Origin of the sequence: Mucilaginibacter tolerans (assembly GCF_030519375.1) — a bacterium.
In the GTDB taxonomy this organism is placed as follows: domain Bacteria; phylum Bacteroidota; class Bacteroidia; order Sphingobacteriales; family Sphingobacteriaceae; genus Mucilaginibacter.
Genome location: NZ_JAUMKB010000005.1, coordinates 1 through 24,639, shown reverse-complemented (window position 1 = coordinate 24,639; position 24,639 = coordinate 1). Strand labels below are relative to the sequence as shown.

Genomic DNA, 24,639 nt, shown 5'->3' with positions numbered 1-24,639 from the left:
AAATATAATTGTAATTAATGTCCAATAAAATTTTGTTCTAACTCTTCAAGGGTTTGCCCCTTGGTTTCTTTTACTTTAAACCTGATGAAGAAAAAGCCACAAAAGCAAATCCCGGCGTACAGGTAAAATGGGCCGTAGGTACCCAGATATTCCGCGAGAATGGGAAAGGTGAAAACCAATATAAAATACGCGATCCATAAACTGACTATCGCCACTGACGAGGCCACACCGCGTATTTGGTTCGGAAATATTTCTGCAATAATGACCCATGTCACAGGTGCCAGTGAGGTGGCATATAAGCCGATCGCCACCAAAACAAATATCGAGACCAGTCCGGTACTTGCATGATGTCCTAACAAAAATGCGAGGGCTATATACACAATAGACAAACCCAGTGATCCCGTGAGCATTAATGGTCGCCGGCCCAGCTTATCCACCTGCCACATTGCCAGTAAAGTAAATAGCGTGTTGACTAATCCTATTGCCACGGTTTCAAACAACTGGCGGTCAAGACTAGCGCCGACTGATTTGAAAATAGTCGATGTGTAATTAAACACAACATTAATCCCGCAGAGTTGCTGAAACACAGCCAATGTTATCCCGACAATGACCGCAGGCCGCACGCTTTTTGCAAAAACATCACGGTATGTACCCTTTGGAAAATGAATACCGGTTTTATTGATATCCCTGAGGGATTGATCTACATAAGCAGATGAACCAATTTTAGACAGAATTATGGCGGCTCTCTCCGTATATCCGGCATTCAACAACCATCTGGGACTTTCGGGTAGAAACAGTAACCCGACTAAAAAGAGTGCCGCCGGAACAATTCCGAGCCCAAACATCTCGCGCCAGCTATCGGCACCCTGGTCAGCCAGTGAATAATTGACCAGGTTGGTGATCAAAATACCCAGAACAATTGTCAACTGGTTGATCGCCACATTGCGGCCACGGGTGTGGGCTGGGGATATTTCTGCAATATATAGCGGGCTCAGCATAGATGCCATGCCAACGCCAATACCGGCCGCGAAACGCATAGCTATAAATTGCCAGAGTTCTGCGGAAAATGCCATCCCCATAGAGGAAACGGCAAAAATGGCCGCCGAACAAATAAGCCCTGGTCTGCGGCCATATTTGTCTGCAATTTTTCCCGCAACCAGACAACCGACAATGCAGCCAAGCGCAAGCGAGCCCGTCAAAAAGCCTTCCCACCATGAAGAAAGATGAAAGGTTGTTCTCAAAAATGGCAGAGCCCCGCTGATGACCGCAAAATCGAACCCGAAAAGGTAGCCCCCCAGGGCTGATATAAACGATATACCTAAGATGTAACCGTTGTTAAACTTAATAGCTTCCTTTTTTTGTAGTACTTCCACGGTTATCAGTTAGTTTGATTTATATAATGCAATAATCCGGCTTAAATCCACTTGTGTTTTTGGATTGAACTCATCACTTTTCATATAATTTTCGATGCTGTAAGCCAGCTGCCTTGCCTCGGGCCTGCCAGCCACATCTGTCAAAAGATCAATGCCGGAAACCATAAGTTTACCTTTTCCGACCCTGCACTCAAATAACAGGGAAAGCGACCTGGCCTTTACCCAATCATCAATCACACGTACAACCGGGTTGAGCCCTTTCGCCACGCTGTCAAGCATAATCGGGCTGCTGTGTGTCATTGCATCCCACCATTGATATTCAGAATAACCCCTGGTCGGAAAGTATTTAAGTGCCGGGTGATGGGGATCGCACAGGATGCCGAGCGTTTCCGGCGCCTGTCCGTGTGTCCAGGCCGTATTCCAGAAAATACTGGAAAACCCGATAGCTACCGTTCCGCCGAACTCATCCTTTAGGGTTCCTTTTTTAAAGGTTAACAATACCTTTCCACCTTGATTAAGCGATGCAATTACAGCATCAGATAGTCTGTCTGTTACAATAACAGGGTCATTCGCCTCTTTAACATGTTCTGGATAAACAAAGAACCGCCAGTCGTTAGTGTAATTTCCTACTTTCACTGTGAGCGTTAATTCCGATGCATGCTTTATACCATTTAGGTCGGTCTTTACTGTACCAAGAGGGATACCATTGCCTTCGGGTATATCGCGTTTATCGAATGTCCCGGAATAAATTGATTTGCCGGTTTCATCTGTAATGGTCCAATTCGGAGCAACATCTTTGAGGATATGTTCAGAAAATTGCGCAATCTCAACCGGAAGATCCAGGCTTTCGTTATTCATATAAACCATCTTCGGGAAACGGGCCAACGGCACTACATCATTACAAAACCGGTTGTAGATTCCCGCTGTGATATACGACTTGGGCTGGTAAAATGCATTAAGCACACCTACCAGCGCCGTTCCCTGGCCTGGGAAATCCTCGAGTCCCAGCAGTTGAAAACCACCAAAGCCTTTCGTCCGCAATGCTGCCTCGATGTCTGCCTTATAGCAAAGTGCCTGTAATTTGCCTGAAGCGTCAAGGAATCGACCTTCGTAAGCGCCTAATCCGTTCTCCGCAAGCCTATCACGGAATATTTCGAAATTATGGGCTTTGAATACACCTTTATATTTGCTTATCTCTTTAAAATCCGGATAGACGCACCATTGGCCAATCTCATGGCTAACTGTAGGGTGCTGCCATTTTGAAATAATTGCGGACCAGTCATAGTCAGTTGAGGGCTTTTTACCGTTAAGAATGCTGTTTACACCTTCCCCCCAATGCTGAATACGCGGATCGGGGGTGCTGTTATAATCGGCGTCGGCAATAATAGGCCAGCCGGAACCGGTCGTGTACAGGCGCCTGGGATCTTTCGCCTGCCAATATTTTACAAAGCGGGTAAGATACTCCGTCATGTGTTCCCCTGCGGGCTCGTTCCCGTAATCCATCAGGCAGAAAGATGGATGATTTCCAAATGCTTCCACGATTTTGTTGCTTTCCTCATAAATATATTTATCGAGCGGTTCACCATCGCCAATTACTGCACCCTGGTTTGCCCACGATGAGCATTCGATCTGGAAATACAAGCCCAGTTTGTCAGCTACAGTAAACGCTGCTTGAGGCGGGCACCAGGAATGAAAACGGATATGATTTAACCCAAAGGCTTTGCAGGTTTTTAATATACGCAGCCATGAGGCCTCATCTGTTGGCGGATAGCCCGTTAACGGGAATGCCGCGCAGTCTAATGTTCCCCGTAACATAGTGGGATGACCATTGATCAGAAATTGGGTGCCGGCAGCGCTGAATTTTCGCATTCCAAAGCTGATCTTACGCACATCCCGCATTGCACCCGAGACCACACTGACCCTCATCACATATAGTCCTGGATGATGTTCGCTCCAAAGTTCAGGGTGGCTGCCCATCGGATATGTAATGCTGATCGTATCGGACGATTTTTTTGAGGTATTAGTCTTTGATATAGCAGGCAAAGACATGCTGCTTTGAGCCGAAGTTGCCTGCACCGTTAATTTGGTTTGTTTTGCTGTCCTGGGGTCCTGTTCAAGAACGATCCGGACCAAAACTTGCTTCTTGTCGATGTCCGGGTATAGCTGAATATCTTTTAGAAAACTCCGCGGTTTTGCAGTCATATAAATCTGACCTACCATCCCGTTCCAGTTACCCTGGGTATGGTCACTAACACTGTGCGAGTTTTTCCCGACATTGATTTCGCCCATACGGTTATCTACCCGTACAGAAAGCGTGTGATGGCCGGGAGCCATGCCATTTAATAACAGGTAATCATGCGGTGTGCCCAGGCTGTTCTCAGTTCCTATGAACTTGTCATCAATATATGCTCCGGTTGTCCAGTGCGCGCGCTCAATGAATAACTCCACCGCTTTTCCGCGCCAGTTGCCCGGGATGTTAATCACCGTTTGATACCAGGCGACACCTTTGTAATATTTTTCGGGCTGCAGCCAGAATGGTACTTTAATATTCCCCGTTTTGCGATACCTGGCATATTCGGGTTTATGGAACCATGAAGAATCTTCGATTCCTCCTGTCCAGGGTGTATTGACTGTAATTTCGTCACCCAGGTGGTTGCTGGTCATTGAGCCCGGCAGGCTGATCGTTCCTTTCAGCTGTTTTTTATACCATTTTTGTTTGACTCCAACATCTGCGGGATCTGTCTGAAACCTCCATTTGCCGGAAAGTCTGATCGTGTCGACTGTATTAACACCTTGTCCAGCATCGGCATGACTGGAAAAAAATGTAAGCAGACTTGCCATTAAAATAAGAATAAGCTGATGTTTGCTTTCCATAATTTATATTGTATTGGTTTGTAGCAGTAAAATCAAGATAAGGATTTCTAATCTTTAACGCTGTAACTTTAATTTGACGGTCAACTATTCTTTCGAACCTCGTTATGCGACTGACTTGGTTTTTAAAGAGAACGGAAGAAAAAAATCGAAACTGGTATCAAAGAGTGCGCTATCCGGCGCACTCTTTGAAATTACCTGGATTATCTTTTTCACCATTTGGGATTTTGCACCATCTTGCTGTTCGAATTGATCTCTGATTGCGGAATTGGATAATAGTCATGTTTGCCCGGAACAAAATATTGCTTTCCGACCTTATCGCTGTTGGCGATCTCCTGTTGAAGAAGACCCCAGCGCTTCAGGTCATAAAACCGCTGATTTTCCCTTGCAAACTCGATCATGCGCTGGTGGCGTATTTCGGCCATCATGGCATCCTGGCTGCCTGGTACAGCAATGGCCGGCAAATTTGCGCGGTCACGTATCTGTTTTACATAGGTAAATGCCTCGGCTGTCTTGCCTTGCATCGCCTGCGCTTCGCCGATCATTAATAGCACATCCGCGTATCGCAAGGCCCTTTCATTGTTGCTCGAGGTGTAATCCGAAGCGCCGCTGGCACCGGTAATTTCTCCGTTCTGATTAAAATTCTGATATTTCTTAAACATGGAGCTATACCCGAACAACAATTGGAAATCGGTAAAGGGTTTATTGTAAAACGTCGCGCCCGGATAATTCCATATCAGTGTGGCATACATCCTGGGATCAAAATCATTGGCCACTGTTTTTTCCTTCTGAAATTCATTGAATAGCTTATCTGTGGGGCTTACTTCAAACCATCCGGCAACTTCCGCGGGGGCGAACTCCTGTGCGGTCGTTACGCCGATCGCTTCATTGGCGTTTTCGCCTGCCCAGGGGTTGGTACCACCAACGTCAGCAAGCTGAATTTCAAAAACCGATTCTGCATTATTTTTGGTTGTGGCCAGGAAATTATCCTGGTAATTTGGCATTAAAGAATAACTGAACGGCGATGCCGTTAATTGCTTAAGGGTGGTTTCAGCACCCGCATAATCTTTGGTATATAACTGCGCCTTACCCATATAGGCAATCGCGGCACCTTTTGTTGCGCGTCCAACAAAATTAGCCGGGTAACTTGCCGGCAGATTTGCGGCTGCATCAGTAAAATCCTGTATGACCTGTTTCCAAACATCCGCCTCAGGAGACTTTGCAACGAAATAATCATCTTTGCTCACTGGAACCTTTAAGTGAAGTGGTACATCTCCAAAATTGATCACCAGGTTAAAGTAATTGACACCCCGTAAAAACTTGGCTTCTGATACATATGCAGCTTTGGACGCATCACTCAGGCCCGGCACCTTTCCCACATTTTCTATGATTTGATTTGCGCGGAATATTGCCCGGTAACTGCCGTTCCAGAAATCGTTCACAGGACCGTCATCAGGCGTATTCGTAAATGTTGACAGACGATAGAGGTCGGCGACATCATTGCGGATGAAGAAATCGTCACCCCGCCCGTTAGACAGTTCAATGCCGCGAACTCCCCAGTAACCGCTATTAACATCTCTGAATAAGCTATAGGTTGCCGCAAGCGCTGCCTGCACATCAGACTCTGTTTTCCAGTAGGTGTCCGTCGTGATCTGGTTAGGGTTAACCTTCTCCAATACATCTTTTTTGCAGCCAAATAAGCTCAGGGCCGCCATTGTAAGTATTAATATCTTTTTCATATCTCTTCCTTTTAATTCATTTATAAACCTAATTGCAAGCCGACGCTAAAAGTTCTCGCCAGCGGGTAGGCAACATGGCCAAAGTCGACACCGCGATCAAATATGCTTCCTGTCCTGCCCAGATCAGGGTTAAATCCTGTGTATTTAGTAATAGTAAACACATTGTCGCCGCTCACATAAATCCGTAATGAACTGACCTTCAATTTCCGTTTCAAATTATCATCTAATGTATACCCGATCTGAAGTGTTTTTAACCGCATATAGCTGCCGCTCTCCAGGAACCGCGATGATGTTTGATCGTTGAAATTAGGGTCATTAGTCACCGCGCGCGGCACGGTGGTGTTGGTATTCTGAGGAGTCCACGCTTTAAGTGTCGTTGCTGAATAATTAAATTCAAGGCTCATGCTTTCCAGGTCTTGCCTTAAGCCGTTGTATATTTTGTTGCCATGTGTTCCCTGGAAAAAGGCATTGATGTCAAAATTCCTGTAAGATGCATTGAATCCGAAGCCATATTCGAAATTAGGGAAAGGACTGCCCAGGTAAACTTTATCCTCGGCTGTGATCTGTCCGTCGCCGTTCGCGTCCAAAAATTTAATGTCGCCAGGATGGGCATTTGGCTGGATTACATTTCCGTTCTTGTCTTTGTAAGCATCAACTTCCGCCTGGGACTGGAAAATGCCTATGTCTTTGATGAGATAAAAGCCTGTGATAGGGCCGCCGGCTTCGGTCATGGTGCTCGAAGCGCCGTGATGGGTTGGTTGTCCGCCGAAAATTTGCTGCGTGCCTGTACCCAATTGGAGTACTTTGTTTTTAACTGCACTGAAGGTGCCGAAAATGCTGTATTTTACTTTTCCGATCTGGTCCGTATAGTTGACTCCCAGTTCGATACCCTTGTTGCGCAGGCTGCCTGCATTAACAACGGGGTTGCTTGTTGATCCTGCTGAGCCGGGAATTGGCACATTCAACAGCACATCATCGGTGGTTTTAATAAAGTAGTCGGCAGTCAGGAATAACTTGTCCCTGAAAAATCCCGCATCAAACCCGGCATTGACAGTTTTGGTATTTTCCCATTTGATATTTGGATCAGCGAATGAGGTCTGGATAGCTCCGAACCACTTTTGCTGAGTTGTACCTGTTACATAATTAATATTTGACGCAACTGCTGCACTGTATTGGTAGTCGCCGATTTCCTGGTTACCTAACACGCCATAGCTCGCCCGGAGTTTGAAAGTAGAAAGAACATCCTTCAGGGAAGAGCCATAAAACTTTTCATTGGATGTATTCCAGCCTAAGGCGACGGATGGGAAATTACCGTATCTGTTATTTGAGCCAAAACGTGATGAACCATCCCGGCGGAAACTGGCTGTCATCAGGTAACGGTCATCATAAGAGTAAATTACCCGGCCTAAAGCAGACAGTAAAGTACTCTCGACGCTGTTTCCACCGGTTGTAGACGTACCGGCGCCCGCATCAATGTTCTCCAGTCCATCGGGCAAATCCGTCCTGGCCGAAAGCAAATAGCTATAATCATTTTTTTGATAAGTATATCCTGCCAGGGCCTGTATACTATGTTTTCCGAACTGCTTTGTGTAGTTCAACGTATTTTCCACGAGCAAGAGATTCGTCTGGTCTTTGCTGATACTCAGATCATTAGTGGGGTGCGAGAATAAGGTGCCCACTACATAACGTTTGTAATAATCCGTCCCGGTGCCAAAATTGCTGGTATAGCCAAAATTAAGTTTATAGGTCAGGCCAGGCAAAATAGTAAGTTGTCCATAAGCGTTGGTTAAAATATTGGATGATATTCGGTTGATGTCTTCCAGATTCAATTGGGCTAACGGATTAGCAACATTTACAACCGGCCCCGTTGCACCTGCAAAACCGCCAACCGCTGTCGGGTCATAAATGCCAAAAACAGGTATCATTTTGGCTGCAGAACCTACAGGGTTGCCGCCTTGTCCGCCCCAGCCACCTGGCATCGAGATCGTTTTTTCCCTTGTAAGAATAATGGTTTCACCAAATTTGAAAGGCCCTTTACTTGTTTCAGATTTTGCGCGGAGGTTATAACGATTGTAGCCGGTGACCTTTACGATCCCATCCTGGTCAAGGAAGCTTCCTGATACGCTGTAATTGGTAGAAGGATTTCCTCCGCTTAGTAGCAGGTCATATTGCTGAATAGGGGCACTCCGGTAGATGGCGTCCTGCCAGTTGGTGCCCGCGCCAAGAGACTGCGGATTCTGGGCTATGGATAACCGGGCTAGTCCGGCTGCGTCGTGCGCCGCATTGCTCACCGTGGCCCATTGTTCCGCGTCCAGCACATCTACACGATGAGCAATATTCTGAACGCCATAATTCGCATTTGCCTGTATGACCGTCTGCCCGCTTTTACCTGATTTGGTTGTCACCAAAACGACACCGTTTGCAGCACGTGAACCATAGATCGCTGCTGCCGATGCATCTTTTAATATATCGATCGACTGGATGTCATTTTGACTCAGGTTATTAATATTGGCAACCTGGACGCCATCGACCAGATATAACGGTGTAGCATTATTTAATGAACCTACACCCCGTATCAGTATCCTGGTTCCCGATCCCGGATTACCCCCTGCAGCCTCAATTGTCACTCCCGGCAGTTTGCCCTGAAGGGCTTTGGTTACGTCGCTGACGCCTTGTGATTTGATATCGGCACCTTTAATATTGGCAACTGCACCGGTAAGATCTTTCTTTTTGACTGTGCCGTAACCTATTACGACAACCTCGTTAAGGTTATTTTGCCTGGCGGTAAGGCTCGCATTTACCACCGGCCCATTAACAGGGACCTCCGTCGGTTCGTAACCGACGAGGTTGAAAACAAGCACAGCACCTGCGGGTACGTTCAGAGAAAACTTTCCGTTAGCATCAGTAGCGAGGCCCTGTTTTGTGTTTTTGATTGTTACCGTCACCCCGGGGATTGGTGTGTTGTCTTCTTTGGCGGTTACAACACCCGTAACGGTGCTTGTCTGCGCAGCGGCCGAAAAACAGATGGTGAAAAAAACCATCAGAATGAACGTTGTTCGCCGCAAAAATAGGTTAGTAAATTTTTGCATAATTAATCGGTTTATTTGGTTTTAAGTTAAAATTTGGTGTGACGGAACTCTTTCAGGATTGACTGCTCCCAGATAGCTATCTTCTGGAAGGTATTTAAATCGGGAAAAGCACAGTCTTAATTGGCTTGGTAAACCTAGCGGAAACGTGAACTTTTTAAAATGGACATTATTTTTAAAAAGATGGATTTTAATAACAAGAGAGGAGTCGTAGCTTTATGTAAAATCGATTCTGGAAGATGTGATTCAAAAAATGCAGCCAACTTGCCTTGTAAATCGTAATGATTTAAATTTCAAATGATTGAAAACTAGTCAATATGCAAAAGCAATGTTTCATTATGCTGTTTATGATGGACTAAATTATCATTCTGATGGATATTAATAACATGCGTAGCTAATATTTTTATAACATTTTAGATTTACTTTCAGAAATAATAACACCATGAATTTTATAAATGATAAAAAAGTAAAAGAGGGGTTCGTTGGCCAACGAATGATCGTCTTACCGCCGAATATCAGGAAAGGTGTTTTGAAAAATGAATTGATCAAAAGGTTTTATCTAACAGATATTGGTTATTATCCCAAAGCCCTGAATCATGACCGGGAAAGGAAATTTGGTAGTCCGCAATATATTCTGCTCTACTGTGTTGAAGGTGCCGGAAAAATATTTATTCAGAAGAAGGAAGTTGCAATGAAGCCGAACACCTTTTTTATTATTCCTAAGAATATGCCTCATCATTATCAAAGCAGCCGCGACAATCCATGGAGTATTTACTGGGTGCACTTCGGCGGCGAACAGGCCGACTTACTATATGAGCGGCATTACGAGCACAAAAGGTTGGAAAGCGACGGCATACCTTATGATGAACAGCGTTTGTATGCATTCAATGAGATATTCGACCTGCTGGAGAATAGTTTTGAACGCCGTGAGATTGAAATTATTAACATCAAATTGATGGCCTTTATTTCATCATTTATTTTTCAAAAGGAGATAAACCCATCATTACAAGAGCGGGATGTTGTTTCTGATTCAATCGAATATATGAAGCAAAATCTGCACCGGTCGATAAGCCTGGACCTGTTTGCAGACCGTCAGCACCTTTCTATTGCGCATTTCTGCAGGTTATTTATGCAAAAAACGGGGCGTTCCCCACATCAATATTTCAACCAGCTCAAAATCCAGAAATCATGTCAATACCTATATTTTAGTGACCGGAATATCAAGGAAATCTGTACAGAGCTGGGTTTTGATGATCCCTATTATTTTTCAAGATTATTTAAAAAGGTTATGGGCGTCTCGCCTGTTAATTATAAGAATCAACATAAGAAAATATAATTCATCGCCTTTTTTTGAGTGGTCTTTGGTCGATTTGCCAGAGTGAAATGTCCTGATACAGAACTTGCCCAACCGATTAATTGTGGACAGAATTCTCATACTTTCTGTAAAATGTTTCGAATTTAGTCCAATTAAGGCTAAGTTGATATTAATCTCAAATAGCGCCCTTAAGTGAATAATTTTATGACGTCAATCATATTATTATTAAGTGAGTTGTAGCATGGCATTACTGATAAGGGTCGGGTAACTTGCATTCAATTTAGTTTCAATATCTATGGCTACATATCAACTTCACGCTATAGTATGAAGCTGAGGAGCAATTGTGATGTTTTCAAAATCAAGTGAGTACGCGATATGGGCGGCAATCTATATTGCTGCAAAGGGCAATAAAGACGCTAAGGTCGGTATAGCTGAAATATGTGATCATATTGTGGCCCCCCAACCTTTTACCGCGAAAATCCTGCAAATTCTTTCCCGCAACAATATCATCAGTTCCCAAAAAGGCGTGAACGGAGGCTTTTTCCTGGATCACGATCAGTATAACACAAGGCTTATTGACGTAGTTCTCACAGTTGACGGAGATAACCTGTTTACAGGATGCGGGTTGGGCTCAAAGCGTGTTCAGAAATGGAACCTTGCCCACTGCATAGCAAATTTAAATCCATCCGGTCGGGAATAAAAAAGATGATGGAGGAGGCGGCCATTGGGAGTATGGCAAAGAAACTAAAGAACGGTGGCGGCTTTTTGAGGAAGAGTTAAATTTTATTCATGTAAAGACTTAAAGGTCTTTTTGTATCTAATTAAATCAGATGTTAAGCGTAAGGAATAGCTGGAGTTTTGGAACCTGCATGCACCAAGAGACTATTTAAGGGCCATTATGAATTCGTAATTAGTGTCAAAATAACGCTTATTTTTTACAGCGGCAGATATTATCACGAATACATTTAAAAAAAATTAAAGTCGATTGCTTTATCGATTGAAATAGTTTGTAAGTGCTTGAAAATGTTTTTAGAAATCCAGGATTGGTTGATCGCGCTGAAGCCTGTTCACCCATTGTTTAATGGTCTTACTACTCTCCTTAAACTTGCGTCAAAGCCCATGTGTTTCCACACGCGTGCTGCCGGTTAATAAAAACCATCAATCTATTTTTTAAAATCAAGAGGGAACGACCCAATTAACTGAAATAGTGACCTGTTATAGCCGGAAAGCTGCGGAGGTAGTATTTTTTTTCGATGACAGATATTTTTTTAAAAGTAGTATTTAGCGCGAAAACCGATAATGCAGGTCATATTTGACAATCCAAAGCGTTATTTATACACTAGTTATTTTAAAAAAATCTTAAGTGTTAATTTCACAATTAAAATTTTTTTACTTTACTTTAGTTTTTAATTAGGCCAGGCAATCAGCCAGCCTAAGAGTAAACCGAAACAACCAAATTTATAAAAGTTCAGAAGCTGCTTGTCGTCAGCGACAAAAGCGCATGTCTGTATATTGGTGCCCTTTTTGATTAAACTATAAGTCCATTGAATTGATATGTCAGAAACGGAAATAAGGGATTTGTTGAACGATATTGCCTTAAATAGCAGCCGGATATCGTTTGAAAGGCTATATTTACTCTATTATAGTAGATTGTTTTGCCTGGCTAAATCGCTTGTGAAACAAGAAGTAGTAGCTGAAGAAATAGTTGACGATGTATTTATGAATCTTTGGATGCATCGGACGACCCTTACTTCTATAAATAACTTCGCTTTTTATTGTTATAAGGCTGTCAAGAATAAATCGTTCACCCATATTTCGAAATCAGATATAAAACAGGTACCTATTGAGGATATCAGTATTGAAATAGTTGATTCCTCAATTACCGGCGAACAACGGCTTGTTTATGAAGATCTGGCCAAAACCATCAATTATTCCTTGAGTAAACTCTCCGAGCAATGTAAATTAGTTTTTAAGCTTGTAAAAGAGGATGGCTTAAAATACAGGGAAGTAGCGGAGCTGTTGGATATATCTGTTAAAACAGTAGAATACCACATGGGAAATGCCCTAAAACAACTGGCCAATGCCGTTGCAAGTTCCCAAAGACCAATAAATGCCATTCCGGCGAAATCTTTTTAAAATAAATTATTTTTTTGACTAGGGTGTTTTCATTATTTCCAGTCTCTATATACAGAGCCTGATATAATGATTAATAACATCTGGATACTTATTGGTAAAAAGTTAAGCGGTAACGCAACCGCGGAAGAATTGCTTGAGCTTGAAGAGTTACTTCGGGAGGATGGCATAACTGATATGTATTCGATATCGTTGCTTGAAGAGATTTGGAAAAATCAATACCAGGAAAAATCAAGCAGTAATTTAGAACAAAAGTGGAGCGCTTTTGAAGCCAAACTCGACGTTGCCGAAAAAAATGAAATCGTAACAACCGGGCAGGAAGCGCCTCACACAAATACATCGTCAAAAGGAAGAATAATCAAATTTTTTAAGTTTTCGGTATGGGTTGCTGCAAGTGCATTGCTGGTTATATTATGGATTGCAAAAGTCCAGAAAGTTGAAAATAATGGTAACAATGTAATCCTTGCACCCAAAAATGGCATTAGTAAAGTTCAATTACCCGATGGCACCAAAGTATGGTTAAACTCTGGCAGTAAATTAGTTTACAATACTGATTATGGCGTCGAGTTTAGAAAAGTTTCGCTGGCAGGTGAAGCCTTTTTTGACGTTGTTAAGGACGCCCATCACCCTTTTATTTTAACTACATCCACGATCAGCATTAGGGTGCTTGGTACTGCGTTTAATGTACGTGCTTATAATAAAGATAAAACCTCGGAAACCTCCCTTGTACGTGGCCGGATAGAGCTCACCGTTTTAAAGAATCCTGAGAAAAAGATTATCCTGAAGGCGTCTGAAAAACTTACCATCATTAACAAGGAGCAAGAAGCTGCTAAGGGTATAGTATCGGAATCAACAACTGAAGAGGTGCCGTTAATAGCCTTGGGCAGGATACATCAAGCTAAGAAAGATACATTGCCCAGTGAGGCTTTATGGATGGAAGATAAATTCGCCTTTGATGCCGAGAGCTTTGAAAATTTAGCAGAAAGGTTGGAGCGCAGGTATAATGTATCCATCGTTTTTAAAAACGAAGAAACCCAAAAACTAAGATTTACCGGAAGATTTCAGAACGAATCAATTGAAAGGGCCCTCCGAGCTTTGCAAGCTTCGGCTTATTTCCATTTTAAAAATGATAACAACAAAATTATAATTTATTAACTAAACGATGTGGCCTATGATAAGATAACTTACATATAAACCAAAAAACGGGAAAATGTTGGCGCATTTCCCCGTGTAAATGGTATCAATTAACTACCTGTCCTTTAGAAACCAAATAGTTAAACAACCTTAGTGCTAAATTATGAAAAAAAACACATACCGCACCAACCAATTGCGGTTAAACCGATTTTTGAAGATCTTTTTTATGTTAAAATTTATCCTTGTACTGATACTGGTCTCTTCACTGCAGGCTATGTCAAAGGGGTATGGTCAGAGTAAAATTAATGTCAGTTTCCAGAATGTGCCCTTAAAAAAGGCGTTTAAAGAGATTGAAAAAAAGTCTGACTATCGTTTCTTATATAATGACGATGTGCTGGATAAAAATTCTCTGCCGGCAAGCCTGAATGTGGTAAATGCATCGCTTGACGAAGCAATGACCGCTTTGCTTGCCAATACCAACCTGGTATACAGATTAAACGACAACAACCTGGTGGTCCTGTCTGAAAAAGGGGCAATGGTTGTGGTTAACAAAGTAACCGGGAAAGTCACTGAAGAAAACGGTCAGCCGATGTCCGGAGTAAGCGTAAAGTTAAAAGGGTCGGAATTGGGAACTCAAACCGGCATTGACGGAAAGTACGCATTAGATATTCCGGATGCCAAATCAAACAATGCTGTACTTATTTTTTCTTTTGTGGGCTACAACTCCCAAGAGGTGCCAATTAATGGAAACGCTATTGTCAATATACAGCTTAAAGCCGCACCTAGCTCTCTGAATGAGTTGGTGGTTATTGGGTATGGCTCTGTTAAAAAGAAGGACCTTACGGGATCAGTATCCGTTGTAAACGTAGATAATGCAAAAAAGACCGCATCCTATGACGTAGCCAAACTGCTTCAGGGCCAGGCGGCCGGCGTGAGCGTGCAAGGTTCGGGAGAACCAGGCGGCTTTGTACAGATAAAAGTTCGGGGTATTGCCACGTTTGGTAACAACAGCCCCTTATTTGTAATCGATGGCGTGCCAGTAGACGCACCGTTTGACTTTCCAACCGATAACATTGAAAGTATACAGGTACTAAAAGATGCTTCTGCCGGAGCGATATATGGTTCGAAGGCCGCAACAGGGGTAGTAATTATTACCACCAAAAAGGGCAGATCAGGACCATTGAAAGTTAATTATGACGGATATTATGGATTGCAGAACATCGCTAAACACATCCCTGTAACCGATAGAATAGGCTATCAAAAAATCACCACAGCGGCCGAACTCAATGCGGGCTTATCCATAGCTCCGGCAAATGACCCTTCAAATGCAGCCTTTATCAGTAATGTGAATACCGACTGGCAGAAGGAAATGTTTCAAACCGGACATATCCAGGACCATAACTTTAGCTTGTCTGGTGGCAGCGACGCAACGAGCTATAACCTGAACCTTGGTGATTTTGATCAGACAAGCACACTAAAGGGCCCTCAGAGTTACCAGCGTTATAGTTATACTGGCAGTTTTCAAGGCAAAAAGGGCATATTCAGCTTTGGCGGAAAGACTGCTTATACCCAGTCGCATAAAGATAACCTGGCTATAACAAGTTCTCATGCAGTATTTGGGGGCGGGGTTACAAGCATGTTAACGGCCATACCTACCATGCCGGTTTATGATCCTAACCGATTGGGGGGCTACGGCGGCAGCGATAACGTTACGCAAAGAGCTATAACGCTCAACGTTATTGGTATGAATAGCCTAGTGACTGACTATAGCAACCGCAACAGGGCGTTCGGTAATTTTTGGGGCGAACTTGAAGTGCTTAAAAATTTAAAATACAAGGTGAATGTTAGTTATGATCGTACTGATTTTGAAAACTATCATTATGAGCCTTCATATGATTTGGGTTTTTATTATCTGAATACCAAATATTATCTGTCTGACCAACGCGGTAATGCGCATACAGGCCTTGCGGAAAATACATTATCCTACAGACTGTCAGCAGGTAAACATAAGCTGGACCTTTTAGCCGGTACTTCTTATGAGCAGGATGGCGGTCAGGATATGCTCGGTACCGCATCTGATGTGGGAAGCCTTCAACTTTACACTTTTGGCTCCATTGCTAATCCAGCAGCTAAAGGTTTGGTGGGGGGCCAATTTACCCATACCATATTATCCTATTTTGGTCGTTTAAACTATAATTTTGACGACCGTTATTTGATCACAGCAAATTTTAGAAGAGATGCTTCTTCACGGTTCTCTCCTTTAAACCAAGCCGGTAATTACCCCTCTATCGCTGCGGCATGGAATGTCAGTAATGAAAAATCCCTTCATTTACCTTCATTTATCAGTAGCCTGAAATTGAGAAGCGGATATGGCGTTTTGGGTAATCAGAATTTCCCTGACTACATGTATCAAGCTTATGTTAATGGCAATGCAAGTTATGTATTTGGTAACACTCTGGCGCCAGGTGCAACGGTGGTTGCCGTAGCAGATCCTAATATCAAGTGGGAATCGACTACAACTGCAAATGCGGCGCTTGATTTAGGCCTTTTTAACGAGAGACTTTTATTTACGGCCGAATATTTTTATAAAAAATCCAGTGACATTATCGTTGGTATTCCGCTTCCTTTATCGGTTGGTTCTGTGCCTCCAAATGTAACTACGAATGCAGCCTCCACAGAAAACAAGGGTGTTGAATTTACCTTGAATTATAAAACCAACATAGGGAAATTAAAACTTGACATCACCGGCAATGCCAACACACTCAAAGATAAAGTGTTAAAATTGGGTGGTACCAACAACCCGATATACGGTGCCGGAAGCAAGACAGAAGTTGGCCGCTCAGTGGGTGAACTGTATGGTTTTGTAACCGAAGGTATATTCCAGAACGCGGCAGATGTAACTAACCATGCTACTCAGAATTTGGCAGCTCCCGGTGATGTTAAATTCAAAGATGTAAATAAAGATGGTGTGATTACTGATGCCGACAGAGTTTATCTGGGATCTGTAATACCTAAAATATACTACGGGTTAAATTTAAATGCGTCATATAATAATTTTGATGCATCAGTTTTCTTCCAGGGTAGTGCCGGTAATAAAGTGTTTAACGGTGTTTACCACGATTTGATGGTTGGCCAATACGGCAACTCGTCTGTCGACGAATTAAACTTTTGGACCCCAACAAACACTAATACGAATGTGCCAAGGCCCATCATAGGTGACCCAAATGGCAACGCACGTTTTTCAGATCGTTTTGTTGAAAGCGGCTCTTACGTCAAAGTCCAAAATGCACAAATAGGCTATACTATCCCTAAGAATGTTTTAGGCAGAACCCATGTTTTCAGCAGTTTCAGAATATATGTTTCCGGGCAGAATTTATTAACTGTTTCCAAATATCGAGGATATGACCCCGATTTTATAAGCGATGGTTTATTTAGCCGGGGTTTTGACTACGGATCTTTCCCGAATCCAAGAACAGTAATGCTGGGTGTGCAAGTTGGTTTATAAATCATTTTTAACAATAAAAATCATGAAAACTAATAATATCAAATATATATCATGGGCGTTTTTGGCTGTTTTATGCCTCACTGCCTGCAATAAGAAATTAGATCAGGTCAATCCAAATCAGCAAGCCGCAATAACATTTTGGAAAACACAAAGTGATGCTATCGCCGGATTAAATGCCGCATATGGCAGTTTGATTATTGACGGGTCGTATATGCGCTTTACTCCGGCCATGCTGGATATAAGAGGCGATGATGTGAGAAGTAACAGCCCGTGGACTGCCTTTTATAACATTGGCCGATTTGCCTTGGGCACAGCTGACGGCGCGGGCTACGGCTGGGCATTTGGTGCGTACTATGAAGGTATCGCCCGTTGCAACCAGGTTTTGGATAACGTTCCAAACATAAACATGGATGCTAACTTAAAAAAACGTATCCTTGGACAAGCACTTTTTTTAAGAGGCCTATACTTCTTTCACCTGGTGAACTTTTTCGGTAGAGTGGCTTTACCTACCCACTACGTGAAAACCAAGTCAGACTATTATGTTCCGCAATCATCTGAAGCCGAAGGCTGGAAACAAATTGAAGCCGATTTTACTGCGGCAATTCCTCTTCTGCCGGTTTCATATACCAATACTGACGGCCCCGACGCCGGGCAAATAGGTCGTGCAACAAAAGGGGCTGCCATGGGCTATCTGGGTAAAGCTTTATTGTTTAATAAAGATTTTGCCGGTGCGGCAGCACAGTTCAAAGCGGTGATCGACCTGGGCGTTTACGATCTTGTACCAAACTATAAAGACAATTTCACCGAAGCTAACGAAAACAACATTGAATCGATCTTCGAGGTGCAATTTTCTCGTGATGCAGGTGGTACCGACCTCGGTTGGGGTGGAGCGCCAACATCAACCTGGGGACGCACTTCTGCTCGGGCCATTACATTTGCCCCGCGTAGCTTTGGCTGGACAGACGTACAACCTACTTTTTCAGCATTAAATGAGTATATGATAGAGAAAACAGTAGATGGTAATGTAGATCCCCGCATAGATGCAACTATTTACTACAATAAGCCCGGTGAAACATTGTATGGACATTTGTTTTCGGAAAGGTACGCCAGTAACCCGGCTGATTTGAACGATATTTTTTGCCGCAAATACGAAAATGGCGACACCCGTGCCGATGAGTTCGACTGGCGTTCAGGTATCAATGAAAGATTGATGAGATATGCTGACATATTGCTGATGTATGCGGAGTGTTTGAATGAAACCGAACAAACAGCTCAAGCCTACCCTTACATTCAAAAGGTGAGAACCCGTGCAAACCTCCCTGATCTTGCCGTTGTAAGACCGGGAATGTCACAAGCGGAAATGCGTGATCAGCTTGCTCATGAACGCCTGCTTGAGTTTTGCCTGGAGGGGCATCGCTTTGACGATATCCGTCGCTGGGGCTGGTTGCAAGACCCGGTTAAACTTGCATTGCTAAAATCAAGGGATGCTGAGTTTAATACTTATCAGCCCGGACGAGAGTACTTCCCGATACCTCAATCTGAGATCGACAACAATCCGGGGTACAAACAAAATCCAACCTACTAATAGTTAACAATTTGAGATCTGGCAACAAATGCGCCGCCTTTATCGGCGGTGCAGCTTGTCTGCCTAAATAAAGCACTGATTCTCCAAGATGGCCCGTAAGATATTTATGATAGTTTGTTTGATCTTGTTGATGATCAATAAGGGGAATAGTCAACCTGCAACTCATCATGATACGGTAGTTAATGTAAATATAGACGCTAATAGTAAACAGCCGCCAATATCAAAATTGATCTATGGTCAATTTATAGAATTACTGTTTAACTATTTCGAGGGCGGACTATGGTCGGAAATGCTGGGCGACAGAAAATTTTTTTATCCGGTAAATTCCAATGAAAATTTACAGCCGGCAAATTCGCGCAAATATTTGGGCCGCTGGAAGCCTCTGGGTCCTGATGAATTTGTAAAAATGGATAGCGTTCATGTTTATGCCGGCGCCCATTCAGTAAAAATATTATCGGAGCAGGGTGCCAAACATGGTATAAAACAATCGGGTATCAACTTACAAAGTGGTCATGCCTATGTTGGCTATGTTATTCTGAAATCCAAACCAGGAGTAACTGTTAATGTCTGCCTAATGGCTGACGGAATAAAGCAGGGTAGTATTGGCATTGGTAACGCCGGTAATAATGCGGGTTACCACAAGTACCCTTTTAAATTTATTGCAACCACCACCACAAGTAATGCTGTTTTCGAAATAACCGGGAAAGGGAGTGCGGTATTTTATATTGGCGCGGTGTCATTAATGCCCGCAGATAATATCAGCGGGTTCAGAGCAGACATATTGAACAATTTAAAAGAGATGCATTTAGGAATTATACGCTGGGGCGGAAACGCTTCGTCCGGTTATAACTGGCGTGATGGAGTAGGGGAAAGAGATAAACGTGCTCCGCGATATGACTATGCCTGGGGTGCAATGGAGTCGAACGACGTCGGTACAGATGAGTATATGACTTTATGCAAGCTGCTAAACGTGGAACCTTATATCGGAGTAAATGCCGGTTTCGGAGATGCATTTTCGGCGGCACAATGGGTACAATATGTCAATGGGCCGGTATCTACACCTATGGGGAAGTTACGCGCCCGAAATGGTCACCCAAAACCATATCATGTGAAATGGTGGGGAATAGGAAATGAGATGTACGGCGAGTGGCAATTGGGCCACATGTCTATAAAGTATTATACGATAAAACATAAAATATTTGCCGGCGAAATGAAGAAGGCCGATCCTTCTATTATGATCGTAGCATCAGGCGCGTCTCCGTTTGAAATGGGATCGACGTCAGTTTATACAAGCCATCCTGAGATAGCAAAGGTGCCATATAGTTATGATTCCGAACAGGATTGGTCAGGTAACCTACTGGCGAAAAATGCAGATGATATGAATTTTATCGCCGAGCATCTGTATCCGATATCAGATTCCGCTTATAACGAGAAAACACAAAAATTTGAGTATGTCAAAGATTCATTGCCACAGCGTATAAGGCGATTGCCAAACAGAATAAAAGGAGCAGCAGAGGCTTATGGCGAGTATGTAAAAAGAATGCCCTTTGTTAAAGAAAAAAATATTTTTATTGCACTTGATGAATGGCGGATGAAGGATGGCTGGGGCTTGGAAGATGCCCTCGCGACAGCTGAAGGTTTTAATGAAATAGCCCGGCATACCGATATGATTAAGATGTCGGCATATACTTCGACAAGCGCACCACTCGGGCTGTTATATACAGCAACATCTAGTGCAATACAACCGAATGGGCTTACGATCAAATTGTATGCTGACCATTTCGGAACAATACCAATATCTGTAAGCGGAGATGCTGAACAACCTGTTATAGCGGGAACTACCGGTGCCGACAGGCCGTCGGTTACTTCAGGAAGCAATACATATCCGTTGGATATCATGGCCGCTTTAACCAGCGATCATAAAAAGATCACCATAGCAGTCGTTAATCCCACCACACGAGCACAAAAATTAAATATTCGCTATAAAAACATTAATGTACCCTCTGAGGGGGAAAAATGGACAATAGCAGGTCATGATCTTAAAGCGATCAATAATCCTGGTGTGACTCCTGATATTAAAATTGTCAAATCTGTCGTCAAAAATGCTGACCAGTCATTAAACGCAGATGCATTAAGTGTCACAATATTTGAACTGGAAGCTGAATAAACTGAAGAAACAAAAGAGCATATGAGCCAGAGAAAAGTTAAATATTTAATAACAATGTTCGCTGCGATAGCGACCCTATCAGCATGCAGTAAAAAAGGCGTGACGCCCGGCAATAATCCCGCTGATACAACCAAAACCACAACTCCTGTTTTTGATATAAACAGCATCACGGATACTTACGCTGATATCGCGCCATTTATTTATTATCCTAAATGGTCGGTTTACAATGTGCATGATCCGTCAATTAAAAAGTTTGGCGATTATTATTACTGTTACAGTACCGACGTAGGTTTCGGTATTGATGTACGGTCGGGAATACAGATAAGAAAATCGAAAGATCTGGTGCAATGGCAGTTTGTGGGATGGGTATTCTCATCTTTACCTGCCCAGGGATCGCAATATATAACATCAAAAGGAGGTACTCCCTTTAATTCTTTATGGGCGCCTTATGTATTAAAATCAGGCAGCGAATATCGGTTATACTATTCCTTATCGTCGGCAGTTGCCCGGTTAAGCGTAATTGGTATGGCTACGGCGTCTTCGCCCGAGGGGCCTTGGACAGAGAAAGGTATTGTGGTGACATCCGCAAATGATAACACCAGGCAGACAAATGCTATTGATCCTACAGTCGTAACCACCACAGCCGGCGATCAGTATATGTACTATGGATCTGCCTGGGACGGCATCTACATTCTGAAGCTTGACCCTTCCACCGGCCTTGCCTCTTCACCCGGTGACAAAGGAATCAGAATTGCTAACAGAGGATATTCTGCAGGAAAATATAACGGTAATATTGAAGGGGCAGAAGTGATCTACAATCCAACACAAAATAAATACTTCCTTTTTATTTCATACGACTGGCTGCAAACTAAATATAACGTACGAGTTGGGCGTGCAGATAGCCCGACAGGACCTTTTTATGATTACAACGGAGTTGATCTAAATACCGATCTTGATCACGGGCCTATGATCGTAGCGCCATACCAGTTTATTGGTCACGGCGGCTGGCAGGGTACAGCACATTGCGGTGTATTTGATGACGGTAATGGTCAGTATTTTATGGCCCACAACGGCAGACCAAGTGTGAATTCCTATTTTATGGATTTGCATATCCGTAAAATGTCCTGGACGCCAGATGGATGGCCAGTGGTATCGCCCGAAAGGTATGCGAACGTTGCCCAAACAGCTGTTGCCGCATCTGACCTGGCAGGTACCTGGGAAAGAATACAACTGGATTACCAGGTGGTACCGGGGTATTCAGCAGAGCAAACATCTCCTGATCTACAAGTGGCATCTGACATCACGATTGCCGCCGGTGGGATGGTTAGCGGAAGCCAAACCGGCACATGGACTTATACTGCTCCTTGGCTGCAAATCAAATGGGCCAACGGCAATACCGATAATGTAAAAGTAGAACGTGAAAGGGACTGGGAAAATAAGGCTGCTTCAACAGTTGTTTTTACCGGACTGAACAATTCGGGAATTGCGGTTTGGGGTAAAAAAAGATAATTGCCGATTAATGAGTCAAAAATAACCAAGAATGAAAAGATATCTTTTAATGCTTTGGGCTATAGTGTCATATACGTTTGGCTATAGTCAATCAAATAGCGCTGAGAAAATTTATACCATTGATGCTGATAAAATAAAAGCACATATTCAACCCACCATGTACGGGATATTTTTTGAAGATATTAACATGGCGGGTGACGGCGGGGTATACGCCGAATTGGTCAAGAACCGTTCGTTTGAGTTTTCTGCGCCATTAATGGGGTGGAAGGAAATCAAAGAGCAGGGTGCTGACGGTAGTATTCTCGTTTTAAACCGAGGGCAAGAAAATCCATACAACCCGAGATTTATAGAGGTAAATTCTAAATCCGCCGCCGGTTATGGGTTGATTAATGAAGGCTTTCATGGAATGGGGATCAAAAAGAACAACAGATATCACTTTTCTATTCTTGCCAAACAACCTGAAACCGCTGAACTAAGTCTTCAAATTGAACTGGTTAACAAATCAGGCCAAGTTATTGGGAAGACTACTGTTCTGCCTTCATCAAAAGCATGGAAAAAGTATTCAGCCAGTTTTATCGCGACGGAAACCGAAGCCGAGGCGACTTTAAAAGTTCTCGTAAAAGGTAAGGGTTCTGTAGATCTGGATATGATCTCGCTCTTTCCGCAGGATACCTGGAAGCAACGTCCGGGTGGTTTACGTGCGGACCTGGTACAAAAGCTGGCAGATATGAAGCCTGGATTTTTAAGATTTCCCGGTGGCTGTATTGTTGAGGGACGCGAGCTGGATACCCGTTATCAATGGAAACGAACCATAGGCGACGTGGCCAACCGCAGAATGATTGTAAATCGATGGAACACGGAATTCGCCCATCGACCGTCGCCCGATTATTTCCAAAGCTTTGGTTTGGGCTTTTTCGAATATTTTCAACTGGCAGAAGATATCGGGGCATCGCCTTTGCCGATTATTAATTGTGGCATGGCCTGCCAGTTTAACTCCTGCGAACTGGTGCCTGTTAATCAGCTTGGCCCTTATGTACAGGATGCGCTCGACCTGATTGAATTTGCAAATGGATCAGTAAATACGACCTGGGGCAAAAAACGCGCACAGCTTGGGCACCCGAAACCGTTTAACTTAAAAATGATGGGGGTTGGTAACGAACAATGGGGTCCCCAATATATTGAAAGATATAAGCTATTCGAAAAAGCTATTCATGCAAAATATCCTCAGATCAAATTGGTTAGCAGCCTGGGGCCTAATCCTGATGGCGAAGTGTTTGATTACCTGGATAAAACGTTCCGCGAGCTAACTGCGGATATTTTAGACGAGCATTATTACCGCGCGCCAGAATGGTTTTTGCAGAACGCAAAACGTTACGATAATTATGATCGTAAAGGTCCTAAGATATTTGCAGGTGAATATGCAGCCCAAAGTGTCGCTATCGCGAGTCCAGATAATAAAAATAACTGGCAATGCGCTATGTCTGAAGCAGCTTTTATGACCGGACTGGAGAGGAATGCCGACGTGGTAACTATGGCGTCTTACGCACCCCTGTTTGCCCATGTTCAAGGATGGCAATGGACGCCGGACCTTATATGGTTCGATAATTTACAATCCTTTGGTACCCCCAACTACTATGTACAACAATTGTATTCACTGAACAAAGGAACAGACGTAGTGCCGCTCACTTTAAATAATGAAGCGGTAACCGGACAGGACGGTTGTTTCGCTTCGGCAACATTAGATAATAATAATACACACGAACTGATCATTAAGATCGTCAATACGGGAAAAGTAGAAAAAACAGCTGACTTCTCAGTGAAAGGAACGACAATGTCATCAGAAGGCACGCTTACAGTCCTCCAGAGTGATGATCTGAATAGCGTCAATTCAATAAACGAACCACTTGCCATATGCCCAAAGAAAAATACATTAGTTATTAAGGACAATCGAATAAAATTAACGATGAAGCCTTATTCGTTTAACATTATTCGCGTCAGTATAGCAAAATAACACTGTATCGAATCGAAAAATGAAAAGAGCAGTATTGTATTTATTGCTGACTATTGCTTCCAGGCTTGTAGTTGCGCAAGAACTGCGAACAGACATTTCTGTTCATGACCCGGTAATGATCAAACAGGACAGTGGGTCTTATACAGGTATAGGTTGACACTTTTGGAATAATTATATTCCAGATGAAAGAAAAGATGATGGAGCAATTCAG

At 43.2% G+C, this 24,639-nt stretch carries 14 protein-coding genes; 10 read left to right on the top strand and 4 right to left on the bottom strand.

The window, feature by feature from the left end; genetic code table 11:
• Positions 1-14 precede the first annotated feature (14 nt).
• From Q3A68_RS08370 to Q3A68_RS08355, 4 genes are all read right to left on the bottom strand, one after another.
• The gene (locus Q3A68_RS08370) at positions 15-1,373 is read right to left on the bottom strand and encodes a sugar porter family MFS transporter (protein ID WP_302900614.1); all 1,359 of its coding nucleotides are present in this window, start codon (positions 1,371-1,373) and stop codon (positions 15-17) included.
• A gap of 9 nt (positions 1,374-1,382) precedes the next feature.
• Positions 1,383-4,247: a DUF8487 domain-containing protein gene (locus tag Q3A68_RS08365; protein WP_302900613.1), complete on the bottom strand. Its 2,865-nt coding sequence runs from the start codon at positions 4,245-4,247 to the stop codon at positions 1,383-1,385.
• A gap of 209 nt (positions 4,248-4,456) precedes the next feature.
• Complete coding sequence (locus Q3A68_RS08360; RefSeq protein ID WP_302900612.1) at positions 4,457-5,983, bottom strand: RagB/SusD family nutrient uptake outer membrane protein; 1,527 nt, start codon at positions 5,981-5,983, stop codon at positions 4,457-4,459.
• 20 nt (positions 5,984-6,003) lie between these two features.
• On the bottom strand, positions 6,004-9,072 hold the full coding sequence (locus Q3A68_RS08355) for a SusC/RagA family TonB-linked outer membrane protein (protein WP_302900611.1): 3,069 nt from the start codon (positions 9,070-9,072) through the stop codon (positions 6,004-6,006).
• Positions 9,073-9,511: 439 nt separating this feature from the next.
• On the opposite strand from Q3A68_RS08355, the gene Q3A68_RS08350 reads away from it, so the two are divergent.
• The 10 genes from Q3A68_RS08350 (at position 9,512) to Q3A68_RS08305 (ending at position 24,585) form a co-directional block, all read left to right on the top strand.
• Positions 9,512-10,405: an AraC family transcriptional regulator gene (locus Q3A68_RS08350; RefSeq protein ID WP_302900610.1), complete on the top strand. Its 894-nt coding sequence runs from the start codon at positions 9,512-9,514 to the stop codon at positions 10,403-10,405.
• Between the two features lie 325 nt (positions 10,406-10,730).
• Positions 10,731-11,084 carry an RrF2 family transcriptional regulator gene (locus Q3A68_RS08345; protein ID WP_302900609.1) on the top strand — a complete coding sequence of 118 codons (354 nt, stop codon included), beginning with the start codon at positions 10,731-10,733 and terminating at the stop codon, positions 11,082-11,084.
• An 854-nt stretch (positions 11,085-11,938) separates the two neighbouring features.
• The gene (locus Q3A68_RS08340; protein WP_302900608.1) at positions 11,939-12,520 is read left to right on the top strand and encodes an RNA polymerase sigma-70 factor; all 582 of its coding nucleotides are present in this window, start codon (positions 11,939-11,941) and stop codon (positions 12,518-12,520) included.
• A 66-nt stretch (positions 12,521-12,586) separates the two neighbouring features.
• Positions 12,587-13,672 (top strand): FecR family protein, encoded by a 1,086-nt coding sequence (locus Q3A68_RS08335; protein ID WP_302900607.1) that lies wholly within the window; start codon positions 12,587-12,589, stop codon positions 13,670-13,672.
• A gap of 205 nt (positions 13,673-13,877) precedes the next feature.
• Entirely contained in the window at positions 13,878-17,156 is a 3,279-nt protein-coding gene (locus Q3A68_RS08330; protein ID WP_302900606.1) for a TonB-dependent receptor, read from the top strand.
• Between the two features lie 22 nt (positions 17,157-17,178).
• On the top strand, positions 17,179-18,741 hold the full coding sequence (locus tag Q3A68_RS08325) for a RagB/SusD family nutrient uptake outer membrane protein (protein WP_302900605.1): 1,563 nt from the start codon (positions 17,179-17,181) through the stop codon (positions 18,739-18,741).
• A gap of 88 nt (positions 18,742-18,829) precedes the next feature.
• Positions 18,830-20,908: an alpha-L-arabinofuranosidase C-terminal domain-containing protein gene (locus tag Q3A68_RS08320; RefSeq protein WP_302900604.1), complete on the top strand. Its 2,079-nt coding sequence runs from the start codon at positions 18,830-18,832 to the stop codon at positions 20,906-20,908.
• 54 nt (positions 20,909-20,962) lie between these two features.
• Complete coding sequence (locus tag Q3A68_RS08315; RefSeq protein ID WP_302900603.1) at positions 20,963-22,417, top strand: arabinan endo-1,5-alpha-L-arabinosidase; 1,455 nt, start codon at positions 20,963-20,965, stop codon at positions 22,415-22,417.
• Between the two features lie 31 nt (positions 22,418-22,448).
• Positions 22,449-24,428, top strand: a complete 1,980-nt coding sequence (locus tag Q3A68_RS08310; protein ID WP_302900602.1) for an alpha-L-arabinofuranosidase C-terminal domain-containing protein — start codon at positions 22,449-22,451, stop codon at positions 24,426-24,428.
• A gap of 19 nt (positions 24,429-24,447) precedes the next feature.
• Entirely contained in the window at positions 24,448-24,585 is a 138-nt protein-coding gene (locus Q3A68_RS08305; protein ID WP_302900601.1) for a hypothetical protein, read from the top strand.
• Positions 24,586-24,639: the final 54 nt, after the last annotated feature.

Excerpts from the sequence above, each read along its gene's own strand:
- Q3A68_RS08365 (WP_302900613.1), bottom strand. The coding sequence starts at position 4,247 with ATGGAAAGCAAACATCAGCTTATTCTTATTTTAATGGCAAGTCTGCTT.
- Q3A68_RS08360 (WP_302900612.1), bottom strand. The coding sequence starts at position 5,983 with ATGAAAAAGATATTAATACTTACAATGGCGGCCCTGAGCTTATTTGGC.
- Q3A68_RS08355 (WP_302900611.1), bottom strand. The coding sequence starts at position 9,072 with ATGCAAAAATTTACTAACCTATTTTTGCGGCGAACAACGTTCATTCTG.
- Q3A68_RS08350 (WP_302900610.1), top strand. The coding sequence starts at position 9,512 with ATGAATTTTATAAATGATAAAAAAGTAAAAGAGGGGTTCGTTGGCCAA.
- Q3A68_RS08345 (WP_302900609.1), top strand. The coding sequence starts at position 10,731 with ATGTTTTCAAAATCAAGTGAGTACGCGATATGGGCGGCAATCTATATT.
- Q3A68_RS08340 (WP_302900608.1), top strand. The coding sequence starts at position 11,939 with ATGTCAGAAACGGAAATAAGGGATTTGTTGAACGATATTGCCTTAAAT.
- Q3A68_RS08335 (WP_302900607.1), top strand. The coding sequence starts at position 12,587 with ATGATTAATAACATCTGGATACTTATTGGTAAAAAGTTAAGCGGTAAC.
- Q3A68_RS08330 (WP_302900606.1), top strand. The coding sequence starts at position 13,878 with ATGTTAAAATTTATCCTTGTACTGATACTGGTCTCTTCACTGCAGGCT.
- Q3A68_RS08325 (WP_302900605.1), top strand. The coding sequence starts at position 17,179 with ATGAAAACTAATAATATCAAATATATATCATGGGCGTTTTTGGCTGTT.
- Q3A68_RS08320 (WP_302900604.1), top strand. The coding sequence starts at position 18,830 with ATGGCCCGTAAGATATTTATGATAGTTTGTTTGATCTTGTTGATGATC.
- Q3A68_RS08315 (WP_302900603.1), top strand. The coding sequence starts at position 20,963 with ATGTTCGCTGCGATAGCGACCCTATCAGCATGCAGTAAAAAAGGCGTG.
- Q3A68_RS08310 (WP_302900602.1), top strand. The coding sequence starts at position 22,449 with ATGAAAAGATATCTTTTAATGCTTTGGGCTATAGTGTCATATACGTTT.
- Q3A68_RS08305 (WP_302900601.1), top strand. The coding sequence starts at position 24,448 with ATGAAAAGAGCAGTATTGTATTTATTGCTGACTATTGCTTCCAGGCTT.